The sequence below is a fragment of the Serratia sp. ASV30 genome (assembly GCF_016428815.1).
GTDB lineage: Bacteria > Pseudomonadota > Gammaproteobacteria > Enterobacterales > Enterobacteriaceae > Chania > Chania fonticola_C.
In genome coordinates, this window is sequence record NZ_JAELTL010000072.1 from 1 (window position 1) to 22,191 (window position 22,191).

General features: G+C 53.9%; 22 protein-coding genes and 6 tRNA genes. 18 read left to right on the forward strand and 10 right to left on the reverse strand.

Going from position 1 to position 22,191, the window contains the following annotated elements; translation table 11 throughout:
* The 12 genes from tolA to pnuC all read left to right on the forward strand — a co-directional run.
* On the forward strand, positions 1-508 hold a 508-nt coding region (gene tolA / locus JHD74_RS22675; RefSeq protein ID WP_199063549.1), incomplete at its 5' end, for a cell envelope integrity protein TolA.
* Between the two features lie 136 nt (positions 509-644).
* Positions 645-1,937 (forward strand): Tol-Pal system beta propeller repeat protein TolB, encoded by a 1,293-nt coding sequence (gene tolB / locus JHD74_RS22680; protein WP_024529349.1) that lies wholly within the window; start codon positions 645-647, stop codon positions 1,935-1,937.
* A 47-nt stretch (positions 1,938-1,984) separates the two neighbouring features.
* The gene (gene pal / locus JHD74_RS22685; protein ID WP_021805257.1) at positions 1,985-2,494 is read left to right on the forward strand and encodes a peptidoglycan-associated lipoprotein Pal; all 510 of its coding nucleotides are present in this window, start codon (positions 1,985-1,987) and stop codon (positions 2,492-2,494) included.
* A gap of 9 nt (positions 2,495-2,503) precedes the next feature.
* Positions 2,504-3,307, forward strand: a complete 804-nt coding sequence (gene cpoB / locus JHD74_RS22690; protein ID WP_021805256.1) for a cell division protein CpoB — start codon at positions 2,504-2,506, stop codon at positions 3,305-3,307.
* Positions 3,308-3,500: 193 nt separating this feature from the next.
* Positions 3,501-3,610, forward strand: a tRNA-Lys gene (locus JHD74_RS22695).
* A gap of 69 nt (positions 3,611-3,679) precedes the next feature.
* Positions 3,680-3,755 (forward strand) — tRNA-Lys (locus tag JHD74_RS22700).
* Between the two features lie 44 nt (positions 3,756-3,799).
* Positions 3,800-3,875: transfer RNA gene (locus JHD74_RS22705), tRNA-Val, on the forward strand.
* Positions 3,876-3,882: 7 nt separating this feature from the next.
* A tRNA-Lys gene (locus JHD74_RS22710) sits at positions 3,883-3,958 on the forward strand.
* A gap of 167 nt (positions 3,959-4,125) precedes the next feature.
* A tRNA-Lys gene (locus JHD74_RS22715) sits at positions 4,126-4,201 on the forward strand.
* 78 nt (positions 4,202-4,279) lie between these two features.
* Positions 4,280-4,355 (forward strand) — tRNA-Lys (locus tag JHD74_RS22720).
* Between the two features lie 358 nt (positions 4,356-4,713).
* On the forward strand, positions 4,714-5,775 hold the full coding sequence (nadA, locus tag JHD74_RS22725) for a quinolinate synthase NadA (RefSeq protein ID WP_199063550.1): 1,062 nt from the start codon (positions 4,714-4,716) through the stop codon (positions 5,773-5,775).
* Positions 5,776-5,806: 31 nt separating this feature from the next.
* On the forward strand, positions 5,807-6,532 hold the full coding sequence (gene pnuC, locus JHD74_RS22730; RefSeq protein ID WP_199063551.1) for a nicotinamide riboside transporter PnuC: 726 nt from the start codon (positions 5,807-5,809) through the stop codon (positions 6,530-6,532).
* Positions 6,533-6,564: 32 nt separating this feature from the next.
* Here the strand turns inward: pnuC and zitB are convergent, their stop codons facing one another.
* Positions 6,565-7,503 (reverse strand): CDF family zinc transporter ZitB, encoded by a 939-nt coding sequence (zitB, locus tag JHD74_RS22735; RefSeq protein WP_199063552.1) that lies wholly within the window; start codon positions 7,501-7,503, stop codon positions 6,565-6,567.
* Positions 7,504-7,711: 208 nt separating this feature from the next.
* On the opposite strand from zitB, the gene aroG reads away from it, so the two are divergent.
* The 3 genes from aroG (at position 7,712) to JHD74_RS22750 (ending at position 11,357) form a co-directional block, all read left to right on the forward strand.
* Complete coding sequence (gene aroG, locus JHD74_RS22740) at positions 7,712-8,767, forward strand: 3-deoxy-7-phosphoheptulonate synthase AroG (protein ID WP_024530528.1); 1,056 nt, start codon at positions 7,712-7,714, stop codon at positions 8,765-8,767.
* A gap of 366 nt (positions 8,768-9,133) precedes the next feature.
* The gene (locus JHD74_RS22745; protein ID WP_037435425.1) at positions 9,134-10,312 is read left to right on the forward strand and encodes a YjgN family protein; all 1,179 of its coding nucleotides are present in this window, start codon (positions 9,134-9,136) and stop codon (positions 10,310-10,312) included.
* A gap of 10 nt (positions 10,313-10,322) precedes the next feature.
* The gene (locus JHD74_RS22750; RefSeq protein ID WP_199063553.1) at positions 10,323-11,357 is read left to right on the forward strand and encodes a M48 family metallopeptidase; all 1,035 of its coding nucleotides are present in this window, start codon (positions 10,323-10,325) and stop codon (positions 11,355-11,357) included.
* 51 nt (positions 11,358-11,408) lie between these two features.
* Here the strand turns inward: JHD74_RS22750 and gpmA are convergent, their stop codons facing one another.
* The 9 genes from gpmA to modE form a co-directional block, all read right to left on the reverse strand.
* The gene (gpmA, locus tag JHD74_RS22755; RefSeq protein WP_024483132.1) at positions 11,409-12,161 is read right to left on the reverse strand and encodes a 2,3-diphosphoglycerate-dependent phosphoglycerate mutase; all 753 of its coding nucleotides are present in this window, start codon (positions 12,159-12,161) and stop codon (positions 11,409-11,411) included.
* 283 nt (positions 12,162-12,444) lie between these two features.
* Positions 12,445-12,783: a PsiF family protein gene (locus JHD74_RS22760; RefSeq protein WP_024530531.1), complete on the reverse strand. Its 339-nt coding sequence runs from the start codon at positions 12,781-12,783 to the stop codon at positions 12,445-12,447.
* 187 nt (positions 12,784-12,970) lie between these two features.
* Positions 12,971-14,014: a galactose-1-epimerase gene (gene galM / locus JHD74_RS22765; protein ID WP_199063554.1), complete on the reverse strand. Its 1,044-nt coding sequence runs from the start codon at positions 14,012-14,014 to the stop codon at positions 12,971-12,973.
* Positions 14,008-15,159: a galactokinase gene (gene galK / locus JHD74_RS22770; protein WP_199063555.1), complete on the reverse strand. Its 1,152-nt coding sequence runs from the start codon at positions 15,157-15,159 to the stop codon at positions 14,008-14,010. Before galK ends, galM begins: the two co-directional genes overlap by 7 nt.
* On the reverse strand, positions 15,159-16,208 hold the full coding sequence (gene galT / locus JHD74_RS22775) for a galactose-1-phosphate uridylyltransferase (RefSeq protein WP_074027953.1): 1,050 nt from the start codon (positions 16,206-16,208) through the stop codon (positions 15,159-15,161). Before galT ends, galK begins: the two co-directional genes overlap by 1 nt.
* A 263-nt stretch (positions 16,209-16,471) precedes the next feature.
* Positions 16,472-17,290 (reverse strand): CPBP family intramembrane glutamic endopeptidase, encoded by an 819-nt coding sequence (locus JHD74_RS22780; RefSeq protein ID WP_024530535.1) that lies wholly within the window; start codon positions 17,288-17,290, stop codon positions 16,472-16,474.
* Positions 17,291-17,436: 146 nt separating this feature from the next.
* A complete protein-coding gene (locus JHD74_RS22785; RefSeq protein WP_024530536.1) occupies positions 17,437-18,009 on the reverse strand; it encodes a cysteine hydrolase family protein in 573 nt (190 codons plus the stop codon).
* A 120-nt stretch (positions 18,010-18,129) separates the two neighbouring features.
* Positions 18,130-19,599, reverse strand: a complete 1,470-nt coding sequence (modF, locus tag JHD74_RS22790; protein WP_199063556.1) for a molybdate ABC transporter ATP-binding protein ModF — start codon at positions 19,597-19,599, stop codon at positions 18,130-18,132.
* A gap of 90 nt (positions 19,600-19,689) precedes the next feature.
* A complete protein-coding gene (gene modE / locus JHD74_RS22795; RefSeq protein WP_024530538.1) occupies positions 19,690-20,481 on the reverse strand; it encodes a molybdenum-dependent transcriptional regulator in 792 nt (263 codons plus the stop codon).
* Between the two features lie 179 nt (positions 20,482-20,660).
* Between modE and JHD74_RS22800 the strand changes: the two genes are divergently transcribed.
* From JHD74_RS22800 to modB, 3 genes are all read left to right on the forward strand, one after another.
* Entirely contained in the window at positions 20,661-20,804 is a 144-nt protein-coding gene (locus JHD74_RS22800) for an AcrZ family multidrug efflux pump-associated protein (RefSeq protein WP_021180335.1), read from the forward strand.
* 149 nt (positions 20,805-20,953) lie between these two features.
* Positions 20,954-21,727: a molybdate ABC transporter substrate-binding protein gene (gene modA, locus JHD74_RS22805; RefSeq protein WP_024530539.1), complete on the forward strand. Its 774-nt coding sequence runs from the start codon at positions 20,954-20,956 to the stop codon at positions 21,725-21,727.
* Positions 21,724-22,191: molybdate ABC transporter permease subunit (gene modB / locus JHD74_RS22810; protein ID WP_199063557.1), on the forward strand; the 468-nt coding region annotated here is incomplete at its 3' end. The genes modA and modB, both read left to right, overlap by 4 nt.

Below are 22,191 nucleotides of genomic sequence, written 5' to 3' on the forward strand. Positions count from 1 at the left end.
GAAAAAAGCTGCCGCAGAAGAAGCGAAAAAAGCCGCCGCTGCCGAGAAGGCTGCTGCCGCCAAGAAAGCCGCAGATGCCAAGAAGAAGGCCGCTGAAGCCGCTAAACAGTCTGCTCTTGCTGAAGATGTGTTTGGTAGCTTGGCCGATGGTAAAAATGCGCCGAAAGGTGGCGGGGCTGCCAAGGCTAAAGGTGACGGCAAACCGGCAGGGCAGGGTAATGCCAAAACTGCAGGGGCAAGCGGTGCTGATATTGCGGGTTACGAAGGTCAGATTAAGGCGGCGATTGAAAACAAATTCTACGATCCGAGCTCGTTTGTAGGTAAAACCTGCGATTTAAGTATTAAATTGGCACCGGATGGGTTGTTAATTGATATCAAGGCTGTTGGTGGCGATCCTGCTTTATGCCAGGCTGCTGTTGCAGCAGCTAAATTGGCTCATATACCAAAACCACCGAGCCAAGCAGTTTATGAGCACTTTAAGAATGCTACCCTAGTATTTAAGCCCTAAATAATGTTTGTCTTAAGCGAGTAACACGCATGGATGTATCAAGGTAACCAACAGGGAATATGTAGTGTTGTTGGCGTTGGTTTGTTAAAATTCTGCTAAATTATCGCAGGCATACCGTCTGGATAAGGGAGATGAGATGAAGCAGGCATTTCGAGTAGCGTTAGGTCTTATTGTTCTGTGGGCATCCGTGCTGCACGCGGAAGTTCGCATTGAAATCACCCAAGGGGTCGACTCTGCTCGCCCGATTGGTGTGGTGCCTTTTAAATGGGCGGGCCCAGGCACGCCTCCGGAAGATGTTGGCCAGATCGTTGGCGCAGATCTCCGTAACAGTGGCAAATTCAACCCGATTGATGTGGCACGTATGCCGCAGCAGCCAACCACCGCGTCTGAAGTGACGCCGGCGGCCTGGACTGCGCTGGGCATCGACGCCGTAGTGGTTGGCCAGGTTCAACCTGGTGCCGACGGCAGCTACCTGGTTTCCTACCAACTGGTCGATACTTCAGGTTCGCCTGGCACCATATTGGCCCAAAACCAGTTTAAAGTGACCAAACAGTGGCTGCGTTATGCAGCTCATACCGCCAGCGATGGCGTATTTGAGAAGCTGACCGGCATCAAGGGCGCATTCCGTACCCGCATCGCTTACGTGGTGCAGACCAACGGCGGGAAATTCCCGTACGAACTGCGCGTATCGGATTACGACGGCTTTAACCAGGTTCCAGTACATCGTTCACCAGAGCCACTGATGTCACCAGCCTGGTCGCCGGATGGCAGCAAACTGGCCTACGTGACTTTTGAGAGCGGTAAATCAGCGCTGGTGATCCAGAATCTGTCTGATGGTGCCATCCGTCAGGTGGCTTCATTCCCACGTCACAATGGTGCACCTTCCTTCTCTCCAGATGGTAGCCGCTTGGCATTCGCTCTGTCCAAAAGTGGTAGTCTGAACCTGTACGTGATGAACCTCGGTTCTGGCCAAATCAGCCAGATCACCGATGGTCGTAGCAACAATACCGAACCGAGCTGGTTCCCAGATGGTCAATCTCTGGCTTATACCTCTGACCAGGGCGGTCGCCCACAGATTTATAAGGTTGGCGCCAACGGCGGCGCACCACAGCGTCTGACCTGGGAAGGTGCCCAGAATCAGGACTCTGATGTCAGCTTCGACGGTAAATTCCTGGTGATGGTGAGTTCCAATAATGGGGTTCAGCATATCGCCAAACAAGATCTCGGATCGGGAGCCGTTCAAATGTTAACGGACACGTTCCTGGATGAAACGCCTAGTATCGCACCAAACGGCACCATGGTGATCTATAGCTCCACGCAAGGTATGGGCTCCGTGCTGCAGTTGGTATCGACTGATGGGCGCTTCAAAGCGCGTCTTCCGGCAACCGATGGACAGGTCAAATTCCCTGCCTGGTCGCCGTATCTGTGATGCATGTTTAAAATATGTATGGCAAAAACTATAAAAGGATCAAAGAAATGCAACTGAACAAAGTGCTGAAAGGGCTTCTGCTGGCACTGCCAGTTCTGGCTGTAGCAGCTTGTAGTTCTAACAAAAGCGCTAATAACGATCAATCCGGTATGGGCGCTGGCACTGGTACAGAAAACGGCAGCAGCAACCTGTCTTCTGAAGAACAAGCACGTCTGCAGATGCAAGAACTGCAACGTAACAACATTGTTTACTTCGGCCTGGACAAATATGACGTCAGCTCTGAGTTCGCTCAGATGCTGGATGCGCATGCTGCTTTCCTGCGTAACAACCCATCTTACAAAGTGACTGTTGAAGGTCACGCGGATGAGCGCGGCACGCCAGAATACAACATCGCTCTGGGTGAGCGTCGTGCTAACGCAGTTAAAATGTACCTGCAAGGCAAAGGCGTTTCTGCTGACCAAATCTCTATCGTTTCTTACGGTAAAGAAAAACCAGCAGTACTGGGCCACGACGAAGCAGCCTATGCTAAAAACCGTCGTGCCGTTCTGGTTTACTAAGAGAATCGCATGAACAGTAACTTCAGACGTCACTTGTTGAGTCTGGCGTTACTGGTTGGCGTAGCGGTCCCATGGGCCGCTACTGCCCAAGCGCCAATCAGTAATGTCGGGTCCGGCTCGGTCGAAGACCGTGTCACATCACTTGAGCGTATCAGTAATGCTCAGGGCCAGCTTTTGAACCAACTCCAGCAACAACTCTCTGACAACCAACGCGATATCGATACGCTCCGTGGGCAGATCCAGGAAAGTCAGTATCAGTTGAATCAGGTGGTTGAACGCCAGAAACAGATCTATCAACAGATGGATAGCCTTAGCCAGGGTGGCGCACAGAATTCCGCTGGTGCAGCAGCAGGGGCCGCAGGTGGTACAGCCGCCGCGGCGTCCTCTGACGGCGCTGGCAGCGCTCCTGCGGGTGCGACAGCCGCTGCGGCTAGTACGGGCGATGAAAACAGCGATTACAACGCCGCTGTTTCACTGGCGCTGGAAAAAAAGCAGTATGACCAGGCGATCTCCGCTTTTCAGGCTTTCATAAAGCAGTATCCGAAATCCACTTACCTGCCTAATGCCAACTATTGGCTGGGCCAGTTGTACTACAACAAGGGTAAGAAGGAAGACGCGGCATACTATTATGCAGTGGTGGTTAAGAGTTACCCAAAATCACCCAAGGCGCCGGACGCAATGTATAAAGTTGGGGTGATCATGCAGGAAAAAGGGCAGGCTGATAAAGCCAAAGCCGTTTACCAGCAGGTGATCAAATCGTACCCGACCAGCGATGCGGCCAAGCAGGCCAAGAAACGCGAAGCGAGTTTGTAAGTAAAAACTGAGCCCAGAAGTTAGTCGATTTGACCGAATTCTGGGCTCATTCGCGTGAAGAACAAGCAGTTGAACCTATTGCGCCAAAATTTAGGTTGCGCTGCTGAGATAAATTAGTAATATATGCCGCCGTTGCCAAGACAACTTGCAAGATGTTAAAGCAGCAAGGAAATTAGTAGTAAACCACGACAGTGGGTCGTTAGCTCAGTTGGTAGAGCAGTTGACTTTTAATCAATTGGTCGCAGGTTCGAGCCGAGCGGCAGCGAGACAACGGCGACAGCCGGTAATCCTGCAAACCCGCCAATTCGTAATGAGATATCGTTGTCGAATTGTGAAGTTAGAATTTTGTAGTTCAGCAGTAACCACATCAGTGGGTCGTTAGCTCAGTTGGTAGAGCAGTTGACTTTTAATCAATTGGTCGCAGGTTCGAATCCTGCACGACCCACCAATTCATAGTGAATTGGTAAAGAGTGGAGCAGTAACCACGACAGTGGGTGATTAGCTCAGTTGGTAGAGCATCTCCTTTACACGGAGGGGGTCGGCGGTTCGAGCCCGTCATCACCCACCACGACAGTGGGTCGTTAGCTCAGTTGGTAGAGCAGTTGACTTTTAATCAATTGGTCGCAGGTTCGAATCCTGCACGACCCACCAATTCTTAATGGGTTGGTAAAGCTGGAATCGTGAGGATGAGAACCGTTAAAGGTTCGTAGCGAGCGAAGCGAGACAACGGCAATAGCCGTTAATCCTGCTAGAACCACCATTATGTGCAGTCGAGTCCTTCCTCGTTGCTCTCGTATTAAGAAGTAAACCACGTCAGTGGGTCGTTAGCTCAGTTGGTAGAGCAGTTGACTTTTAATCAATTGGTCGCAGGTTCGAATCCTGCACGACCCACCAATTCTTGATGAATTGGTAAAGAATTGCAGCCGAGCCTCCTCTCGTTGCTAACGCGGTTAAGCAGTAAACCACATCAGTGGGTCGTTAGCTCAGTTGGTAGAGCAGTTGACTTTTAATCAATTGGTCGCAGGTTCGAATCCTGCACGACCCACCATCTCAAAGAATTCTCAGTAATAAAATCCCAACAACGAAGTCGCATATCGCATCAGTCGTGCGGGTGAGAGCCTGCGTTCAGGTTCGAGTCTCGCTTGCGAGACAACGGCGGCAGCCGGTCATCCTGCCAGACCCACTCTCCCACAAATCACTGCTCCTAGCCGTTATCTTTTACTCCCAAAGTTTCTCATTTCAACCAAAATTTCAGCCCATTAAACAAATCTGCCCATATCAAGAAATGTTCAGCGACTTTTAGCTAAAAATTAGGTATTTTGTTTAGTATATAAAACGAGGTGGTTGAGCAAGCGGCAGGATACGGCCTAAAAGCAGACCCACAGCCTAGCATAGAGATAACAGCGATGAGTGAAATGTTTGATGTCAATGCGGCGATATACCCATTCCCGCCGAAACCGGTGCCGCTAGACGTCGCAGAGAAGGCTTTTTATCGACAGAAGATCAAAACCTTGCTCAAGCAGCGTGATGTGGTCCTGGTGGCTCATTACTATACCGATCCCGAAATCCAGGCGCTGGCCGAAGAGACGGGTGGCTGCGTCGCCGATTCACTGGAGATGGCACGTTTCGGTAGCCAACATCCTGCGTCGACATTGCTGGTTGCTGGCGTGCGTTTTATGGGGGAAACGGCCAAAATCCTTAGCCCAGAAAAACAGGTGTTGATGCCAACGTTGCATGCCGAGTGCTCTCTGGACCTAGGTTGTCCCGAAGCGGAGTTTGCCGCATTCTGCGACAGCCATCCTGATCGGACAGTGGTGGTTTACGCCAATACCTCAGCAGCCGTCAAAGCGCGTGCCGATTGGGTGGTCACTTCCAGCATTGCCGTTGAGCTGATTGAACATCTCGATAGCTTGGGAGAGAAAATCATCTGGGCACCGGATCGCCATCTGGGCAACTATGTGCAGAAACAGACCGGCGCAGACGTGCTGTGCTGGCAAGGGGCCTGCATCGTCCATGACGAGTTTAAAACCCAGGCGCTGATACGTATGAAAGCCCTATACCCGGAGGCCGCGATATTGGTGCATCCAGAGTCACCTCAGGCGATCGTCGATCTTGCTGATGCCGTCGGTTCGACCAGCCAACTGATCCAGGCCGCGGTAACCTTGCCCAACCGGCAACTGATCGTGGCCACCGATCGCGGTATCTTCTACAAGATGCAGCAAGCTTGTCCGGATAAAGAACTGTTTGAAGCCCCTACTGCCGGTGAGGGGGCCACCTGTCGCAGCTGTGCCCACTGCCCGTGGATGGCAATGAACGGTCTGAAGGCTATTGCCGAAGGGCTGGAACAAGGGGGTTCACAGCATGAGATTTTTGTTGATGGCGCATTGCGTGACCAGGCGCTTATTCCGCTCAACCGCATGCTGGATTTTGCAGCGCAGTTGAAAATGCAGGTTAAAGGCAATGCCTGAATCCAGGCTGACGTTTTAATAAGGAAGACACATGAGCTTTTTCAGCACCGGCAACATTCTGGTCCACATTCCGATTGGTGCAGGGGGTTATGATCTGTCGTGGATTGAGGCCATCGGCACGTTGTTTGGTTTACTCTGTATCTGGTATGCCAGTAAAGAGAAAATCATCAACTATCTGTTTGGCCTGATCAACGTCACGCTGTTTGCGGTGATCTTCTTTCAGATCCAACTCTACGCCAGCCTGTTGCTACAACTGTTTTTCTTCGTGGCCAATATTTATGGCTGGTATGCCTGGAGCCGCCAGACGCAGGATAATCAGGCCGAATTGCAGATCCGTTGGTTACCGCTGCCTAAAGCATTGGCATGGGGGGCGGTGTGCGTGGTTGGTATCGCGTTGATGACGTTTAATATCGACCGGGTATTTGCCTACCTGACACAGATTGCGGTGGCGGTCATGCAGGGGCTGGGTCTTAACGTACAGATGCCAGAACTGCAACCGGACGCTTTCCCGTTCTGGGATTCCGCCATGATGGTGCTGTCTATCGTCGCCATGATCCTGATGACGCGCAAATACGTTGAAAACTGGCTGCTATGGGTAGTGATTGATGTGATCAGCGTGGCGATCTTTGCTTACCAGGGCGTCTATGCCATGGCGCTGGAATACGTCATCTTGACGCTGATTGCTCTCAATGGCTCTTGGCTATGGATACGCAGTGCCGCGAAGAATCACTCCAAGCCGCTTTCTTCAGCACCTTAGTACCCCAGGGGCGCAACAAGCGCCCCTGGATGTTAATGATGATGCCCCAGATGACTGGAGTGTGAGTGGTCACTCGCAATGCCGCAGTCAGGGGTATCACAATGCTGGTACTCCATCTGGATCGTCGCATGGCCAATCTGGTAATGCTCCAGCAAATAAGCCTGGATGCGCCGTAACAGTCCGTCATGATCGTGGGGTGGGATCACCTGGGCGTGTAGCGTCATCAGCTTTTGTTCACCAATCTGCCAGACATGCACGTGATGGATGTTACGCACTTCCGGAATATTCAGGCACAGATCCTTTTGCAGCTTATTGATATCTACCTCCTGCGGTGTTCCCTCCAGCAGTTCATGGAAACTTTCTTTCAGCAGGCGCCAGGCGCTGCGTAATACCAGGCAGGAAACCAGGACCGAGAGTATCGGATCGATGGGGGTCCAGCCGGTAGTGAGAATGATGATGGCTGCTGCGATCGCACCGACTGAGCCGAGCAGGTCGCCAAGAACATGTAGTGCGGCGGCACGCACGTTGATATTTTTCTCTTCATTGCCACGGTGCAGCAGCCAGAAGGCGAACAGGTTAGCCAGCAGACCCGCTACGGCGATCACCAGCATTGGGGTACCCATCACTGGCTGTGGTTCGAAGAAACGCCGTACGGCCTCCCACAGGATGAATACGACGATCAGCAGTAATGCGGCAGCATTGATAAAGGCGGCCAACGTGGTCAGGCGCAGATAGCCAAAAGTATGGCGGGCGTTGGGTTTTCGCTGTGAGAAGTGCACTGCCATCAGCGCGACGAGCAGGGCTGCGGAATCCGTCAGCATATGCCCGGCGTCTGCCAGCAGCGCCAGTGAGCCAGAAAGTAATCCGCCCACGGTCTCGACAACCATGAAAAGGGTGGTGACTAAAAATGCGGCTAGTAGGCGCTTACTGTTGCCGTCTTTAGGCTGATGGACATGGGAAGCTCCAGACATTACTTATCCTTTTGCAAAATTTGTCAGGTGCCAAAGTCTAAGTTTGGCCGTTACTTAGCTCATTATAGGCGGCCTTGGTAGAGAGCTGAATATTTGCCGATGGTGATTATGGGATCTAAAGGTGATTTACAGCGCCAGCCTCACAGGCTAGATTGGTAAAATCTACTCTACGCGCTGTGCGATACACCCGATACCGAATGGAAAAGTGATGAATTACCAAAACGACGACTTACGTATTAAAGAAATCAAGGAACTCCTGCCGCCGGTGGCTCTGTTGGAAAAGTTTCCGGCTTCGGCTCAGGCAGCAGAGACGGTGTCACAGGCTCGCCAATCGATCCATAACATCCTGCGTGGCAATGACGATCGCCTGTTGGTGGTGATTGGGCCTTGTTCCATTCACGATACCAAAGCGGCGAAAGAGTATGCCGCACGCCTGATGACCCTGCGCCAGGAGCTCAACGGTGAGCTGGAAGTGGTGATGCGGGTCTATTTTGAAAAACCACGTACCACCGTTGGCTGGAAAGGGCTGATCAACGATCCGCAGATGGATAACAGCTTCCAGATTAACGAAGGCCTGCGCCTGGCGCGTAAGTTGCTGCTGGATATCAATGACGGCGGGTTGCCTGCTGCGGGCGAGTTCCTGGATATGATCACTCCGCAATACCTGGCAGATTTGATGAGCTGGGGAGCGATCGGCGCACGCACCACAGAATCCCAGGTGCACCGTGAACTGGCCTCTGGCCTGTCTTGCCCGGTGGGTTTCAAAAACGGTACCGACGGCACCATCAAGGTGGCGATCGATGCTATTAATGCCGCTGGCGCACCGCATTGTTTCCTGTCCGTCACCAAATGGGGTCATTCCGCGATTGTTAACACCAGCGGCAATGGCGATTGCCACATTATTCTGCGTGGCGGCAAAGAGCCAAACTACAGCGCGGCCCATGTGAAAGAAGTGAAAGAGGGGCTGGTCAAAGCGGGCTTGCCTGCAAACGTGATGATCGACTTCAGCCACGCCAACAGCAGTAAGCAGTTTAAAAAACAGTTGGAGGTGAATGCGGACGTTTGCCAGCAGTTGCGTGGTGGTGAAAAAGCCATTATCGGGGTGATGATCGAAAGCCACCTGGTGGAAGGAAATCAAAACCTGGAAAGCGGCGAGCCGCTGGTTTACGGCAAAAGCGTGACCGATGCCTGTATTGGTTGGGAAGATACCGAAACCGTACTGCGCGATTTGGCCGCAGCGGTGAAGGCACGCCGTAGCCGATAAGCTATCCGCGTTTGTGGCCCTGTTGCATTGCTACGGGGCCAAGCCTGGGGTGATTTTAAGAATTTACTCTTGAAACAATAACACCAGAATAAAATCTGACATTATACTAATTTCGTAGAGCTTTCCTCGTTCTGCTGTGCCTTTTGTGATGATAATAAGTTGGTGTTACCGGCCATACTTTTTATTTCCAGGAAACATCTTATTTTGGCCCGCCGCGGTTTTCATCTTGCGCAACTGTTACTAGTCAGACACAATTTGCTCTTACCGCGCGGTATGATTATGATGATGCGTTTTTTACAACCAAAATACCCAATATAAAAATAAGGGCATTATGGTGAATGACTTTAATTTCAGGATGAATAGCTGATGGAAAACAATAGTTCTCGGCATCAAATTTATTTTCGTGGTACGGGTGGGGAGTATTTCGCAATCTGGCTGGTTAACATATTACTGACGGCTATTACGTTGGGAATATACTCAGCCTGGGCAACGGTGCGTCGCCGTCGTTATTTTTATGGCAATACCGAACTGAATGGCGACCGCTTTGATTATCACGCGCAGCCAATGCAAATCCTCAAGGGCCGTCTGCTGGTGATCGGCGCTGTGATCCTGTTCTATATTCTTCTATTTATCAACCCGTTGCTTGGCATGATTGCCATGCTGGCACTCCTGGCGTTGATCCCTTGGATTATAATCCGTAGCTGGCGTTATAACGCTATTATGTCTAGCTATCGTGGTGTTCGCTTCAATTACTTATGCCAGACCGGGCGCGCTTACTGGGTATTACTGTTCTGCCCGATACTGCTAGTGATTGGTCTGTATGCGGTTATGATCGTATTGGGGGTGATTGGCAGCAGTCTGGGCAGCCCGACTGCGATCGTTGTGCTGGCAGCTATCACGGTCATCCTGTTTGTGCCGATGCTGGCCGCTATCAATGGTATCCTGGCCACCCTGCAACATGATCTGTATGTGAACAACCTGCGTTTTGGCACTTCACCATTTGTAGCCCAATTCAAGAAAGCAGAGTTTATTAAGATTGCACTGTTCAGCCTGCTGATCTTCTTGCCATTCCTGGTCATCGCCTTGGTATTGGTTGGCTCGTTCCTTGTCAGCTTATTCCAAATGGCGCTGTTTGGCGGTATGTCCGATGCAATGTTACAAGCCCAGATGGCAAGTAATATTGGTAGCCTGTTCTTGATGATGTTGGTGCTGTTGTTAGGTGTGATGGTTTCCAGCAGTTATATGGTTGTCGCTCAGCGTAACTACGTGTTTAACCAAACCACCTTGCAAGGTGAAGTTAAACTGCGTTCTTCCATGCAGACTCTGCCGTATATGGGACTGTTGATCACCAACAGCCTGATCACCGTCTTCTCATTGGGCCTTGCAGCTCCGGTGGCCCACGTCCGTCATGCTCGCTATATTGCTGAGTCCACTCAGGTTGAAGGCGATCTGTCGCTGTTGTCGGTACAGGCTCATCACGATACGGCGAATACCGCTATCGCAGAAGAAGCCGTACAGGCGCTCGATTTAGGCACCAGTTTTTGAGTAAAGACTGATGATCCTTGAAGGCCACTATCAGTGCCCTGGCCGGGCCGCCCAACAGGCGGCCCGGCTGCTGTTAAACGATATGGGCGATGGAGTAACACTGCAATATGATGGCGAACATCGCTATTTTTCTTTAGCGCAAATTACCGTTTCCGAGTCATTGGGCCGCATTCCGCTGACCCTGACCTTCCCAGACGGAGGCCGGTTTGTGCCTGCCGATGATGCGTCATTCCGCCAGTGGTTTTATCAACGTCGTTCACCGGGGCTGGTGCACCGCTTAGAGCGATATAAGCGTGGCGTGTTGCTGACGTTGTTGCTAACCGTTCTGTTGACCCTGGCCTATGTTTTGCTGGTTCTTCCTTGGGCGAGCAGTGAAATCGCCATGCGTATTCCTACCGTGGCCGAACAGAAGCTGGGTAAGCATACGCTCGATTTCCTGCAAACCAGTGGCTTCAAGCCATCGCAATTGCCCGCTGAGAAACAGCAAGCGATACAGAAGCTGTTCTTACAGGTGATGCCGGAGCAGATGCGGCAAGAGCGCACTCCGCTCACGTTGAAATTGCTGGCGGTGCCAGAGGTTGCCAATGCGTTCATGTTACCTGATGGGACTTTGGTGATCACCGACGATCTGGCCAAGTTGGCAACCAATGACGACGGCCTGGCAGCGGTGATGCTCCATGAAATGGGACATCATGCGTACCGTCATCCTATGCGTATGGTGGTGCGTTCATCCCTGGTGGCACTGACGTTTATGTGGATGACAGGTGATGTCAGCGGCATCGGCGATACCTTGCTGCAATCAGCCTCATTTGTGCATGAAATGCAGTTCTCCCGCAGTGTGGAGAGTGAGGCAGACGACTGGGCAATCGCAGAAATGCAGCGCCAGGGGCGTTCGTTATTGGCGATGGAAGATCTTTACCGCGCATTGCAACAGGCGGCAAGCACGTCAACCGTGGCAGTAGAAGTGCCGGAATGGTTAAGCACCCATCCAGAGATGCAGGCGCGTTTGCAGGCTATCGAAGCGGCCAGGATCAAAGAGCAATAAAAAAGCCCCCGGCTCAACACCGGGGGCTTGTTGCTTTTCAGGGGCGAAAACTTACTTCGCTTTACCCTGGTTGGCGACGGCTGCAGCTTTGGCTGCGATCTCATCGGCATTACCCAGGTAGTAACGTTTGATTGGTTTGAAGTTCTCATCAAACTCATACACCAACGGCACGCCGGTTGGGATATTCAGCTCGAGGATCTCGTCTTCGCTCAGGTTATCCAGATATTTCACCAGCGCACGCAGGGAGTTACCGTGAGCCGCGACGATCACGCGTTCGCCGCTCTTGATGCGTGGCAGGATCTCTTCGTCCCAGTAAGGGATAACGCGATCGATGGTCAACGCCAGGCTTTCGGTCAGCGGCAACTCTTTATCGCTCAGCGCTGAATAACGCGGATCGTGGCCAGGGTAGCGCTCATCTTCTTTGGTCAGCTCTGGTGGTGTGACTGCGAAGCCGCGACGCCATTGCTTGACCTGCTCGTCACCGTATTTTTCTGCGGTTTCAGCCTTGTTCAGACCCTGCAACGCGCCATAGTGGCGTTCGTTCAGCTTCCAGGACTTTTCGGTAGGCAGCCAAGCCTGGTCCAATTCGTCCAGAATGTTCCACAGAGTGTGGATAGCACGCTTCAGTACGGAGGTGTAAGCGAAATCGAAAGAGAACCCTTCGTCTTTCAACAGCTTGCCCGCTGCTTTTGCTTCGGTACGGCCTTTGTCGGACAGATCGACATCATACCAACCGGTGAAGCGGTTTTCGTTGTTCCACTGGCTTTCGCCGTGGCGCACCAGAACCAGCTTAGTTACAGCCATAGCTTAACTCCTTAATAATCTGAAGGTTTAATGATAACGAATATCATTATATTCTGCTGCTACTCACTCGGCAATCGATATACCCGTGAATATATCCACTAAAAGTCGAGGGTTTCGTACGACGTGCGACATTATCTAACCCTTACTGCCATTGGGCATAGTGTTAACCATAGCCAATTTTTGGCTGCAAGGTAAGAGGGGCGCGAAGGAAAGAGCTGAATCGTTCAGGCTGGTAACAGGGCGCGAATGAGAGCTATTCACCCGCGCCACTGCGTTAATGCGATCAGGCGGTTTTTTTCAGGCAGCCACTCATAAAGGTTTTGCGTTCGTCACCCTTCAGGCTCTTTTTAGCAGCGTCGGCATTACAGTCTTTCATCTTCTGCTGCTGCGGCGTCAGGGCCTTCTCGGTATGGTGGCCTTCGGCCTTCAGGCAGGTGCTCATGAAGGTGGTACGGTCAGAACCTTTCAGCGATTGGGTGGTAGCCTGTTGATTACAATCGGTCATGCGTTTTTGCTGGGCAGCCTGCGCCGGAGAAGGCGTTTTTGCTGCGGTGTCGGCAGCCATCAGGTTGGTGCTCAGCAGTAAACCTGCCAGTAATGGAAGTGCAGTGATCAGACGCATTAGGTGTTCCTTCAGCTATTGAACGGCCAACTGGCCGAAAATTGTGATATCACTCACGGGCTTGTGCATACCACGGTAGCCTGATTCTAGTGCGGGGTTGGCAATAAGGAAAGGTAACGGCCTAGGGGGGCAATGTAAGCAATTATAACAATCACGCCCCTTACCGCATGACAAGGGGCGTGGCGGCTCAGATAGGAATAAGCTGATAGTGCGTTGCGCTCTGATAACGCTGACCAGGTTGTAGCCAACAATCCGGCTGTGGCCATTCGGGGTGGTTCGGGCTGTCCGGCAGGAACTCGCTTTCCAGCGCCACGCCTGCATAATTTTGGTAACTACCGCCGTCGCGTGCCGGTGTGCCACCCAGATAATTACCGCTGTAAAGCTGGAGTGCTGGCGCGGTGGTGAACACCGTCATCGCGACCTTGCCATCGGCAGACCACAGGTGAGCCGCCGGGCTTGCCAACCCGTGGCAGGTATCGTGCAACAGGTAAGCATGGTCGTAACCCTTCACCCGTTGCTGATCGCGGTCGCGCAATAAATCTTGCTGCAGGGTTTTCGGCTGGCGGAAATCCATCCCGGTACCGGCAACGGCCGTCAGATCGGCACTGGGAATGCCATCGCCATCCACGGGCAGATAACGGTCGGCGAACAGCTGCAAGCGCTGTTGTCGGGCGTCGTGGCCTGCGCCATCCAGATTGAAATAAGCATGGTTGGTCAGATTGACCGGGCAGGCGCGATCGGTCTGTGCCTGATACTCAATTTCCAGCCGGTGATCGGCGGTTAGTCGATAAGTCAGCGTCACGGAGAGGTTGCCAGGGAAGCCCTGGTCGCCATCTGGCGAATGGAGCTGATAAATCACCTGCTGCTCATCCTGCTTCACAATCTGCCAGCGGCGAGCGTGGAAGCCGTTTGGCCCGCCGTGCAGTTGATGCTCCCCTTGATTGGCGATCAGCGGGTGTGGCTTGCCAGCGATGTTCAGGCTGGCATGTGCAATACGGTTGGCATAGCGCCCGACCGTGGCCCCCAGATAGGCCCCTTGGTGCAGATAGTCTTGCGGAGTTTGGCACCCCAGCAGCAGCTCACGTTGTTCCCCTGATTTCAAGGGCAGCACGGCGGAAAGCCAGGTTGCGCCCCAATCCATAAACGTGACCATCATTCCGGCGGCATTTTTCAGGGTGGTGAGAATAAAGGGCTGGCCGTCTGGGGCAACGGCGGAGTTATCACTCAGCATAGACCGGATCCTTGTGAAGCTTTGCAGACGTAGAAGGTTTCTTGCAGGCCGTTGGTCCGCAGTGGATATTCGCGAGCTACAGCCGTACGTACCGACTCTACCAGATCCTGCGGCATCAGGGCCACGATGCAACCCCCGAAGCCCCCTCCGGTCATGCGCACACCGCCACGTTCGCCAATGACCTCTTTAACAATCTCGACCAGCGTATCGATAGGGGGCACGGTGATGGCAAAGTCATCACGCATCGACGCGTGCGATTCCGCCATCAGTTTGCCCATCAGCTTCAGGTTGCCAGCGGCCAAGGCATCGGCAGCGGCCAAGGTACGATCGTTTTCGGTGATCACATGGCGTGCCCGTTTGGCCACGATCGGATCCAGCTCATGCAGGATCGGGAAAAACAGATCCGGGCTGACGTCGCGCAGCGCCTTGACGCCGAAGAAGCGAGCCGCTGCTTCGCACTGTTGCCGGCGGGTGTTGTATTCGCTGTCGACCAGGCCGCGCTTAACGTTGGAGTTGATGATCACCACCGCGACATCGGCTGGCATCGGCACCGCGCGCGTTTCCAGAGATCGGCAGTCAATCAGCAGGGCGTGATCTTTCTTGCCCAACGCAGAAATCAGCTGATCCATAATGCCGCAGTTGCAACCGACAAACTGGTTTTCCGCTTCCTGGCCATTCAGCGCCAGCGCTACGCCGTCCAGCGGCAGTTGATAGAGTGCCTGCAACACCTGTCCGACAGCCACTTCCAGTGAGGCTGAAGAGCTGAGCCCGGCGCCCTGCGGGACGTTGCCGCTGATCACCAGATCGGCACCGCCAAAACTGGCATCGCGGGTCTGCAGGTGTTTCACCACGCCGCGTACATAATCGGCCCAGCGCAGATTGGCGTGGCTGACGATCGGTTCATCCAGGGAAAACTGATCCTGCTGGTTGTCGTAATCGGCGGCCAATACGCGGATCTGGCGATCGTTACGTGGAGCCCCGCTGATCACGGTTTGATAATCAATGGCGCAGGGCAGGACGAAGCCGTCGTTGTAATCGGTGTGCTCGCCGATCAGATTGACTCGGCCCGGCGCCTGGATCGTCAGGGTGGGTGCGTAGCCAAAGTGTTCGGTAAACAGGGTTTGGGTAAGTTGCTTCAGACTCATTATTTCACTCCGGCTTCGCGGTAATGGATATCACTGACCGCACGCAGGCGTTCAGCGGCTTGTTCTGCGGTCAGGTCGCGTTGGGTTTCCGCCAGCATTTCATAACCCACCATAAATTTGCGTACCGTGGCGCTGCGCAGTAACGGCGGGTAGAAGTGGGCATGCAGTTGCCAGTGGCGGTTATCGGCCTGGTTGAAGGGGGCGCCGTGCCAGCCCATGGAATAAGGGAAAGAGCATTGGAACAGGTTGTCATAGCGGCTGGTGAGTTTCTTCAGCGCGATGGCCAGATCGCGGCTTTGTGCTGCACTAAGCTCGGTCAGTCGTTGTACCGGCGCTTTTGGCAGCAGCAGCGTTTCAAACGGCCAGGCAGCCCAGTAAGGGACAACCGCCAGCCAGTGCTCGGTTTCCACCACCGTACGGCTGCCGTCGGCCTGCTCGCGCTGAACATAGTCCACCAGCATGGGGGACTGATGCTGGCTGAAATACTCCTGTTGCAGGCGATCTTCTCGTTCGGCTTCATTCGGTAGGAAGCTGTTGGCCCATACCTGTCCGTGTGGGTGAGGATTGGAACAGCCCATCGCGGCCCCTTTATTTTCAAACACCTGCACCCAGGGATAGCTGCGCCCCAGATCGGCGGTCTGTTCCTGCCAGGCGGCGATCACCTGTTCCAGCGCGGGTAGCGTCAGCTGCGGTAGCGTTTTACTGTGATCGGGGGAAAAGCAGATCACCCGGCTGGTGCCACGGGCGCTTTGGCAACGCATTAGTGGATCGTCACTTTCTGGCGCCTGCGGGGTATCTTGCATCAGGGCGGCAAAATCATTGGTGAACACGTAGGTGCCCGGATAGTCAGGGTTTTTATCACCGGTCACGCGCGTGTTGCCAGGGCAAAGGAAGCAGTCGGGATCGTGGGCTGGCAGTGTTTCCTGAGCGGGGGATTCCTGCTGGCCCTGCCACGGGCGTTTTGCTCGGTGCGGGGAGACCAGCACCCATTGCCCGGTAAGAGGATTAAAACGGCGATGTGGATGATCGATAGGATTGAAATCAGGCATTGCGCTTCCTTTATCTCGCAACGGGGCTAATTGTAATCGCTTTCACTTTCTGCGTGACCGACTTAGCCGAGTGCATTTTGGAAAATAATGGCTAGAAGATAGCATGCTCGCGGTGAGAAAAAGGTGATCTAGCGCGAAAAATGGAATCGCTTACATCGATTGAGGCTTTAATACGGTTGAGGTAGGGAAGGCAACAGGGTGGGTTAAGTGGTAGCGATTACACAACGCAGGCCGGCAGAGAAATCTACCGGCCTTGAGAGGGACTAATATTGGTAAGCCGGGTAGGTAAAGAACAGCAAATGGACCAGATTTAGCCCAAAGTGGAAGAGAATGGGCACCCACAGGCGGCCGCTCCACATCCAGGCCAGGCCATAAATCACCCCCGCCAGCGTGGCAAATGCCACCATCAACATGCCACCGGCAAAGTGGGCGGCACCAAACAGCAGAGCGGTGATAATCAGTGCCGGATAGGCTCCCAGCCACTGGCGCAGACGCTGCTGCAAATAGCCACGGAACAGCGCTTCTTCGGCCATCGAAACAAAAAACAGGTTGGCCATGATGAAAGCCAGGATCCAGGAGGGCAGGTGCAGCTCAACTTTCAACCCACCGAGCGCCACCGCCAACAGCAGCACCGCAGGGATGCAGAGCACCAGGATCAGCCAGGCGCTGACGCCGACTTGCTTGTCAGGCTTGCCAGCGTTAAACAGCGTTGGCAGGCAGGCTAACAGCAGAAAGGGCACCAGTGCCTTATCGAAGTTGTAATACATGGAATACAGCGAGCTCATCGGGCCCACTTTGTCCTGATCGACCATCAATTGGTTATTGAAGCCCGGTATCAGGTGATAAAACAGTGCGATTGAGCAGGCGACTAAAAACACTTCCAGCGCTAGCGCGATGCTGCGCTGTTGGCGATAGTGCTGATGAAGCCAGATGGCAATGGCGATAACCGCCAGATAACCCAGCCCGACGGGCATCAGGATATGATGGTAAACCCCCATTGCGGCGGCCGCAGCCAATACTACCGAGGCAATCAGCCGGTTAAATGGCAAAAAAAACAACGAAGCCGAAAGTACGCCCCACATAATAGCTATCCCTTTAAATAGATACACGGCGCTCAATGCCGGAAATCCGGCGTGTTAATGTCTGGTTAAACGAGCACTAATTGGGATAGTAGCACAACAGGGTGAATTTAAAGGTCGGGACAGTAGTTAATCGTGCGCAAACGGTTTTAACCCTTCATCCAGGCTTGTGAACGCATAACCTCCCCAAGGTTCTGCAAGGTCTCCAGGCTTTGCTGGTGGATCTCTTCCGTTGGGGCGGCGCACAGATCTTGTAGCACCGTTACCTGTAAGCCCGCATCGTGCGCCTGCCGGGCGGTGCTCTCTATGGCTAGCGGGGTGCTGATACCGCCCAATAACAGGTGATGGCAGCGGTGCTGCTGTAACCAGGCTAACAAATTGTTACCGGCAAAGGCGCTAAGCCCTTTCTTTTCCAGGCACAGATCTTCGGTTTTTACCTCCAGACCGGCCAGCCAATGACATCCCCCGTTGCTTAAGCGCAGCGCGCCGATATGTTTGAGATGATTGAACAGCGGCGAGTGTCGGGGAATATCGTGGTAATTGTCGGCAAAACCGGTGCGCAACCAAATCACCGGGATTTTACGCACCCGCGCGTAGGCCGCAGCAGTATTGACGTGCGCGATCACATCCCGCGTCACGAGTTGCTCGCGGCAGTGATTCGCCCGCCCTTTAGGGCCAGCCAGATCTTCAATCAGGTCAATAATAATCAGCGCGGCGGACATACCTTCTCCAAAAACGTCTCTGTACCCTTTAATGATAAAAGGCCAAATGTGATGCGTTGTGGAGGAAGTGTTGCCGGATATGTCCCCAGGATGAGCGCTGTAGCACTCATCCCGAGTATGTTAAGCCAGAACGTCTTGCTGATAGCGGTAACCATCGCCTTCAGGAATGAAGGAGAAACGGTGGGTGATGCATTGCGGCGCATCTTCTGCGTGGTGTGAAACAAACAGCAACTGCGTCGAGCCCTGCTGGATCAGCACATCCACGAAGCGCCTTACCAACTGGCGGTTTAGCGGATCCAGGCCTTGCAGTGGCTCATCGAGGATCAACAGCGCCGGATGTTTGACTAACGCCCGGGCGATCAGCGCCAGGCGTTGCTGGCCCCAGGACAGGCTATGGAAGGGGGTATCGCCCATAGCGCCAAGCCCGAGCAGCGCCAACCATTGTGAGGTCAACTGATGTTGGCGATCGGAAACCGCCTGATAAATGCCGATCGAATCAAAGAAGCCGGACAGGATCACGTTACGTACGCTGGAGCTGACCCGGTAGTCCAGATGCAGGCTACTGCTGACGTAGCCGATATGGCGTTTGATATCCCAGATGGTTTCCCCGCTGCCGCGTCGGCGGCCAAACAGCGTCAGATCGTTGCTGTAGCCTTGCGGATGATCGCCGGTGATCAGGCTGAGCAGGGTGGATTTTCCCGCCCCGTTCGGGCCCACGATCTGCCAGTGTTCACCGGGATTAACTTGCCAACTGAGTTGGTTGAGGATGGGGCGATCGTTATAGCTTACTACGCCATCACGTAGAACGATCAGTGGCCGATCGTCCGGCAGCCTGATGACCTGGGTGGGATCTTCGGTTTCTGGCAGCGCCAGGCCGTTGAGGTTTTCACTGTGTGCCAGTTGGGCGACCAGCGCATCGGCCATCACCTGTTGCCGTGGCCCCTGGCTGGTGAGGGTGCAATCGGCCAGCACGCCGACCTGCTCAATGAAGCCTGGGATTTCATCAAACCGGTTGAGCACCAGGACCACGGTATAGCCCTGCTGTGATAGCTCGCCAAGCAGGGTGGCGAGCTGGGCGCGCGAATTGACGTCCAGCCCGTCGAACGGCTCATCGAGGATCAATAAATCGGGTTGGGCCATCAGGGCGCGACATAGCAGGGTTTTGCGGGTCTCACCGGTAGAGAGATATTTGAAACGGCGCGTAAGCAGGGGCGTGATGCCAAACTGCTCGGCCAACTGCGCGCAGCGAGCGGGATCGTTGAGATCTTCCTGAATGATTTCCGCCGTGGTGCGGCCGGTATCGTCTTCGTCCGCGCTGAGCAGATCGGTATTGTTGCGCTGCCATTCATCGCTGACCAGCTTTTGCAACTGCTCAAAGGAGATCCGTACTACGTGGCGAAAATCACTGTGGCGTTCGCCTTTCAGCAACGTCAGCTCACCGGCCAGCGCCCGGGCTAGCGCAGATTTCCCACTGCCGTTAGCCCCGACGAACGCCCAGCTATCACCGGACTGAATATCAAGCCGATCCAGCTCCAGCGTGCGGGTATCGCTTAAACGAAATGAACCTTGCGAAATGTGCAACGACGACATCTTCTAATCCCTATTCTGCAATGTTTCGCTTTAGAAATAGGCGCAAGCGGAAAAGATGTCAATCGGCAATACTGCAACGTGACGTTGCGTTTAACACAACGTCGCGACAATCACCCGATCGGCGTTGAACAAGGCGTGTATCGGCGTGCCGACGCTCAGTTTTAACTGCGCCAGTTCCTGGTTGCTGACGGTGGCGCACAGCGTTTCTCCGCCGTTGAGCGTCACCAGAACCTCACTGTGATCGCTGCCAGGCTGAATGCTGGCAACGGAACCTGCCAACGCGTTATCGGCCAGGCCGTTCGACGCCGGATCGGTACTGAGTTTCACCCAAGGCGCTTTAATCAGGGCCAACACCTCTTTGCCTGGCGTCAACTGTAGCCGGTCGGCGCTTTGCTGAGTGACGGCAGCGGTCAGGCGGGTGTGGCCGTCGGCCAGCAGCAGGCTGATATGCTGTTGGACCTGCTGGTGGTCGCGTTCAATCACGGTGCCGAAAAACTGGTTGCGGGCGCTGGTTTGCAACGAGAAACGGGCGATGGCGGCCAGCAGGCTGTCCAACGGCAAATTGTCCTGCTGTAACACGTCAAAGGCCTTCTGCTGAATTTGGCCCAGCAGATCGTAAAGTTGGATCAGCCGCAGGCCATAACGGGTCACCTGCGCACCGCCGCCGCCTTTGCCGCCGGTAGCGCGTTCGACCACCGTTTGCTCGGCCAGTTGATTCATCTCATTGATGGCATCCCAGGCGCTTTTGTAGCTGATCCCCGCCAGCTTGGCTCCCTGGCTGATCGAGCCGGTATGCACCACTTGCTTGAGCAGCGCGATGCGGCGTGGGTCAGCGAACAGTTTCTGCTGCAGCTTTAAGGTAAGGAGGATCTCGGCCTGCATGATGGGTCCTTATAAGGCAGTAAGTCAGGCTATTGTCGCCGATTTGCCGCAAAGCGCCAACTGAGCACGTTTAGCCGGTTACAAATTTCCCGCAGTCGGTAAAATAACCGCGTTTTCGCCTGCGTTTTGGTTTACAGTGAAACCTACGCAGCGGTTTAAAGCAGTCAAGTGAGGCTACGATGTTAGAATTATTGAAAAGTCTGTTGTTTGCCGTGGTAATGGTGCCGGTAGTGATGGCCATTATTTTAGGCTTGATTTATGGCTTGGGCGAGGTGTTTAACATCTTCTCCAAAGTTGGCCATCCTAAAGAAAACCGCAGCTAATCCCCCTCCCAAATGCCCGCTGAGCTCTCTTGGCGGGTATTTCTCAAGTTATCTCTCGCTTTGCCGATAAACCGCATGACAATCGTTCTCGCTGCGTTATATTATTTTTTACATAGCGATGTAATGAGAGTTAACTTGCGGAGAAAACAATGAAACAGCAATGGATTAACTGGGTTGGCGGTGTGGCATTGGCTTGCGGGCTGGTGGCACAGGTTTCTGCGGCGGAGAAAATCACCGTGTTTGCCGCGGCTTCGCTGACCAACGCCTTACAAGATATCGCCACCGAATACCAGAAAGGCAAAGACGTTGAAGTCGTCTCCTCTTTTGCTTCCTCCTCAACGCTGGCACGCCAGATTGAGCAAGGGGCACCTGCGGACATGTTTATCTCTGCCGATCAGCAATGGATGGATTACGCCATCGATAAGCAGCTGATGGTGAAAGACACCCGTTATACCCTGTTGGGCAACGAGTTGGTGCTGATCGCCGCCAAAGCGGCCAAACAAGATAAAATCACCATCAATAAGCAAACCGACTGGGCCAAATTGCTCAACGGCGGCCGCCTGTCCGTAGGCGATCCGGATCATGTTCCTGCGGGCATCTACGCCAAAGAAGCGTTGCAGAACCTGGGAGCATGGACCACGCTGGAACCTCAGCTGGCCCGGGCTAATAATGTGCGCAGCGCCATGGCCATGGTTGAGCGTGAAGAAGCTCCGCTGGGCATCGTTTACGGCTCGGACGCCGTGGCCAGTGACAAGGTCAAAGTGATTGCCATCTTCCCGGAAGACAGCCACAAACCGGTTGAGTATCCAATGGCCATCGTTAAAGATCACCAGACGCCAGCCGTGACGGCTTTCTACGATTACCTGAAGACTCCGGCCGCTGCGGCTATCTTCGAACGTTATGGATTCACCCCGCGTAAATGATATTAAGTGAGTATGAGTGGCAGGCGGTTGAACTGAGCCTGAAAGTGTCCAGCCTGGCGGTGATCTGCAGTTTGCCGCTGGGTATTTTGATGGCCTGGATCCTGGTTCGCTGCAATTTTCCCGGTAAATCGTTGTTGGATAGCATTATTCATCTGCCGTTAGTCCTGCCACCGGTGGTGGTGGGCTATCTGCTGCTGATCGCCATGGGGCGGCGCGGCTTCATCGGCGAATGGCTTTACAACTGGTTTGGTTTCAGCTTCAGTTTCAGCTGGCGTGGTGCTGCCTTGGCTTCGGCGGTGGTGGCATTCCCGCTGATGGTGCGGGCTATCCGCATGTCGCTGGAAGCGGTGGATACCCGTTTGGAACAGGCAGCCCGCACCTTGGGCGCCAATCCGTGGCGGGTGTTTTTCACCATCACCTTACCGCTTTCGCTGCCCGGTGTGATCGTTGGCGTGGTGCTGGCC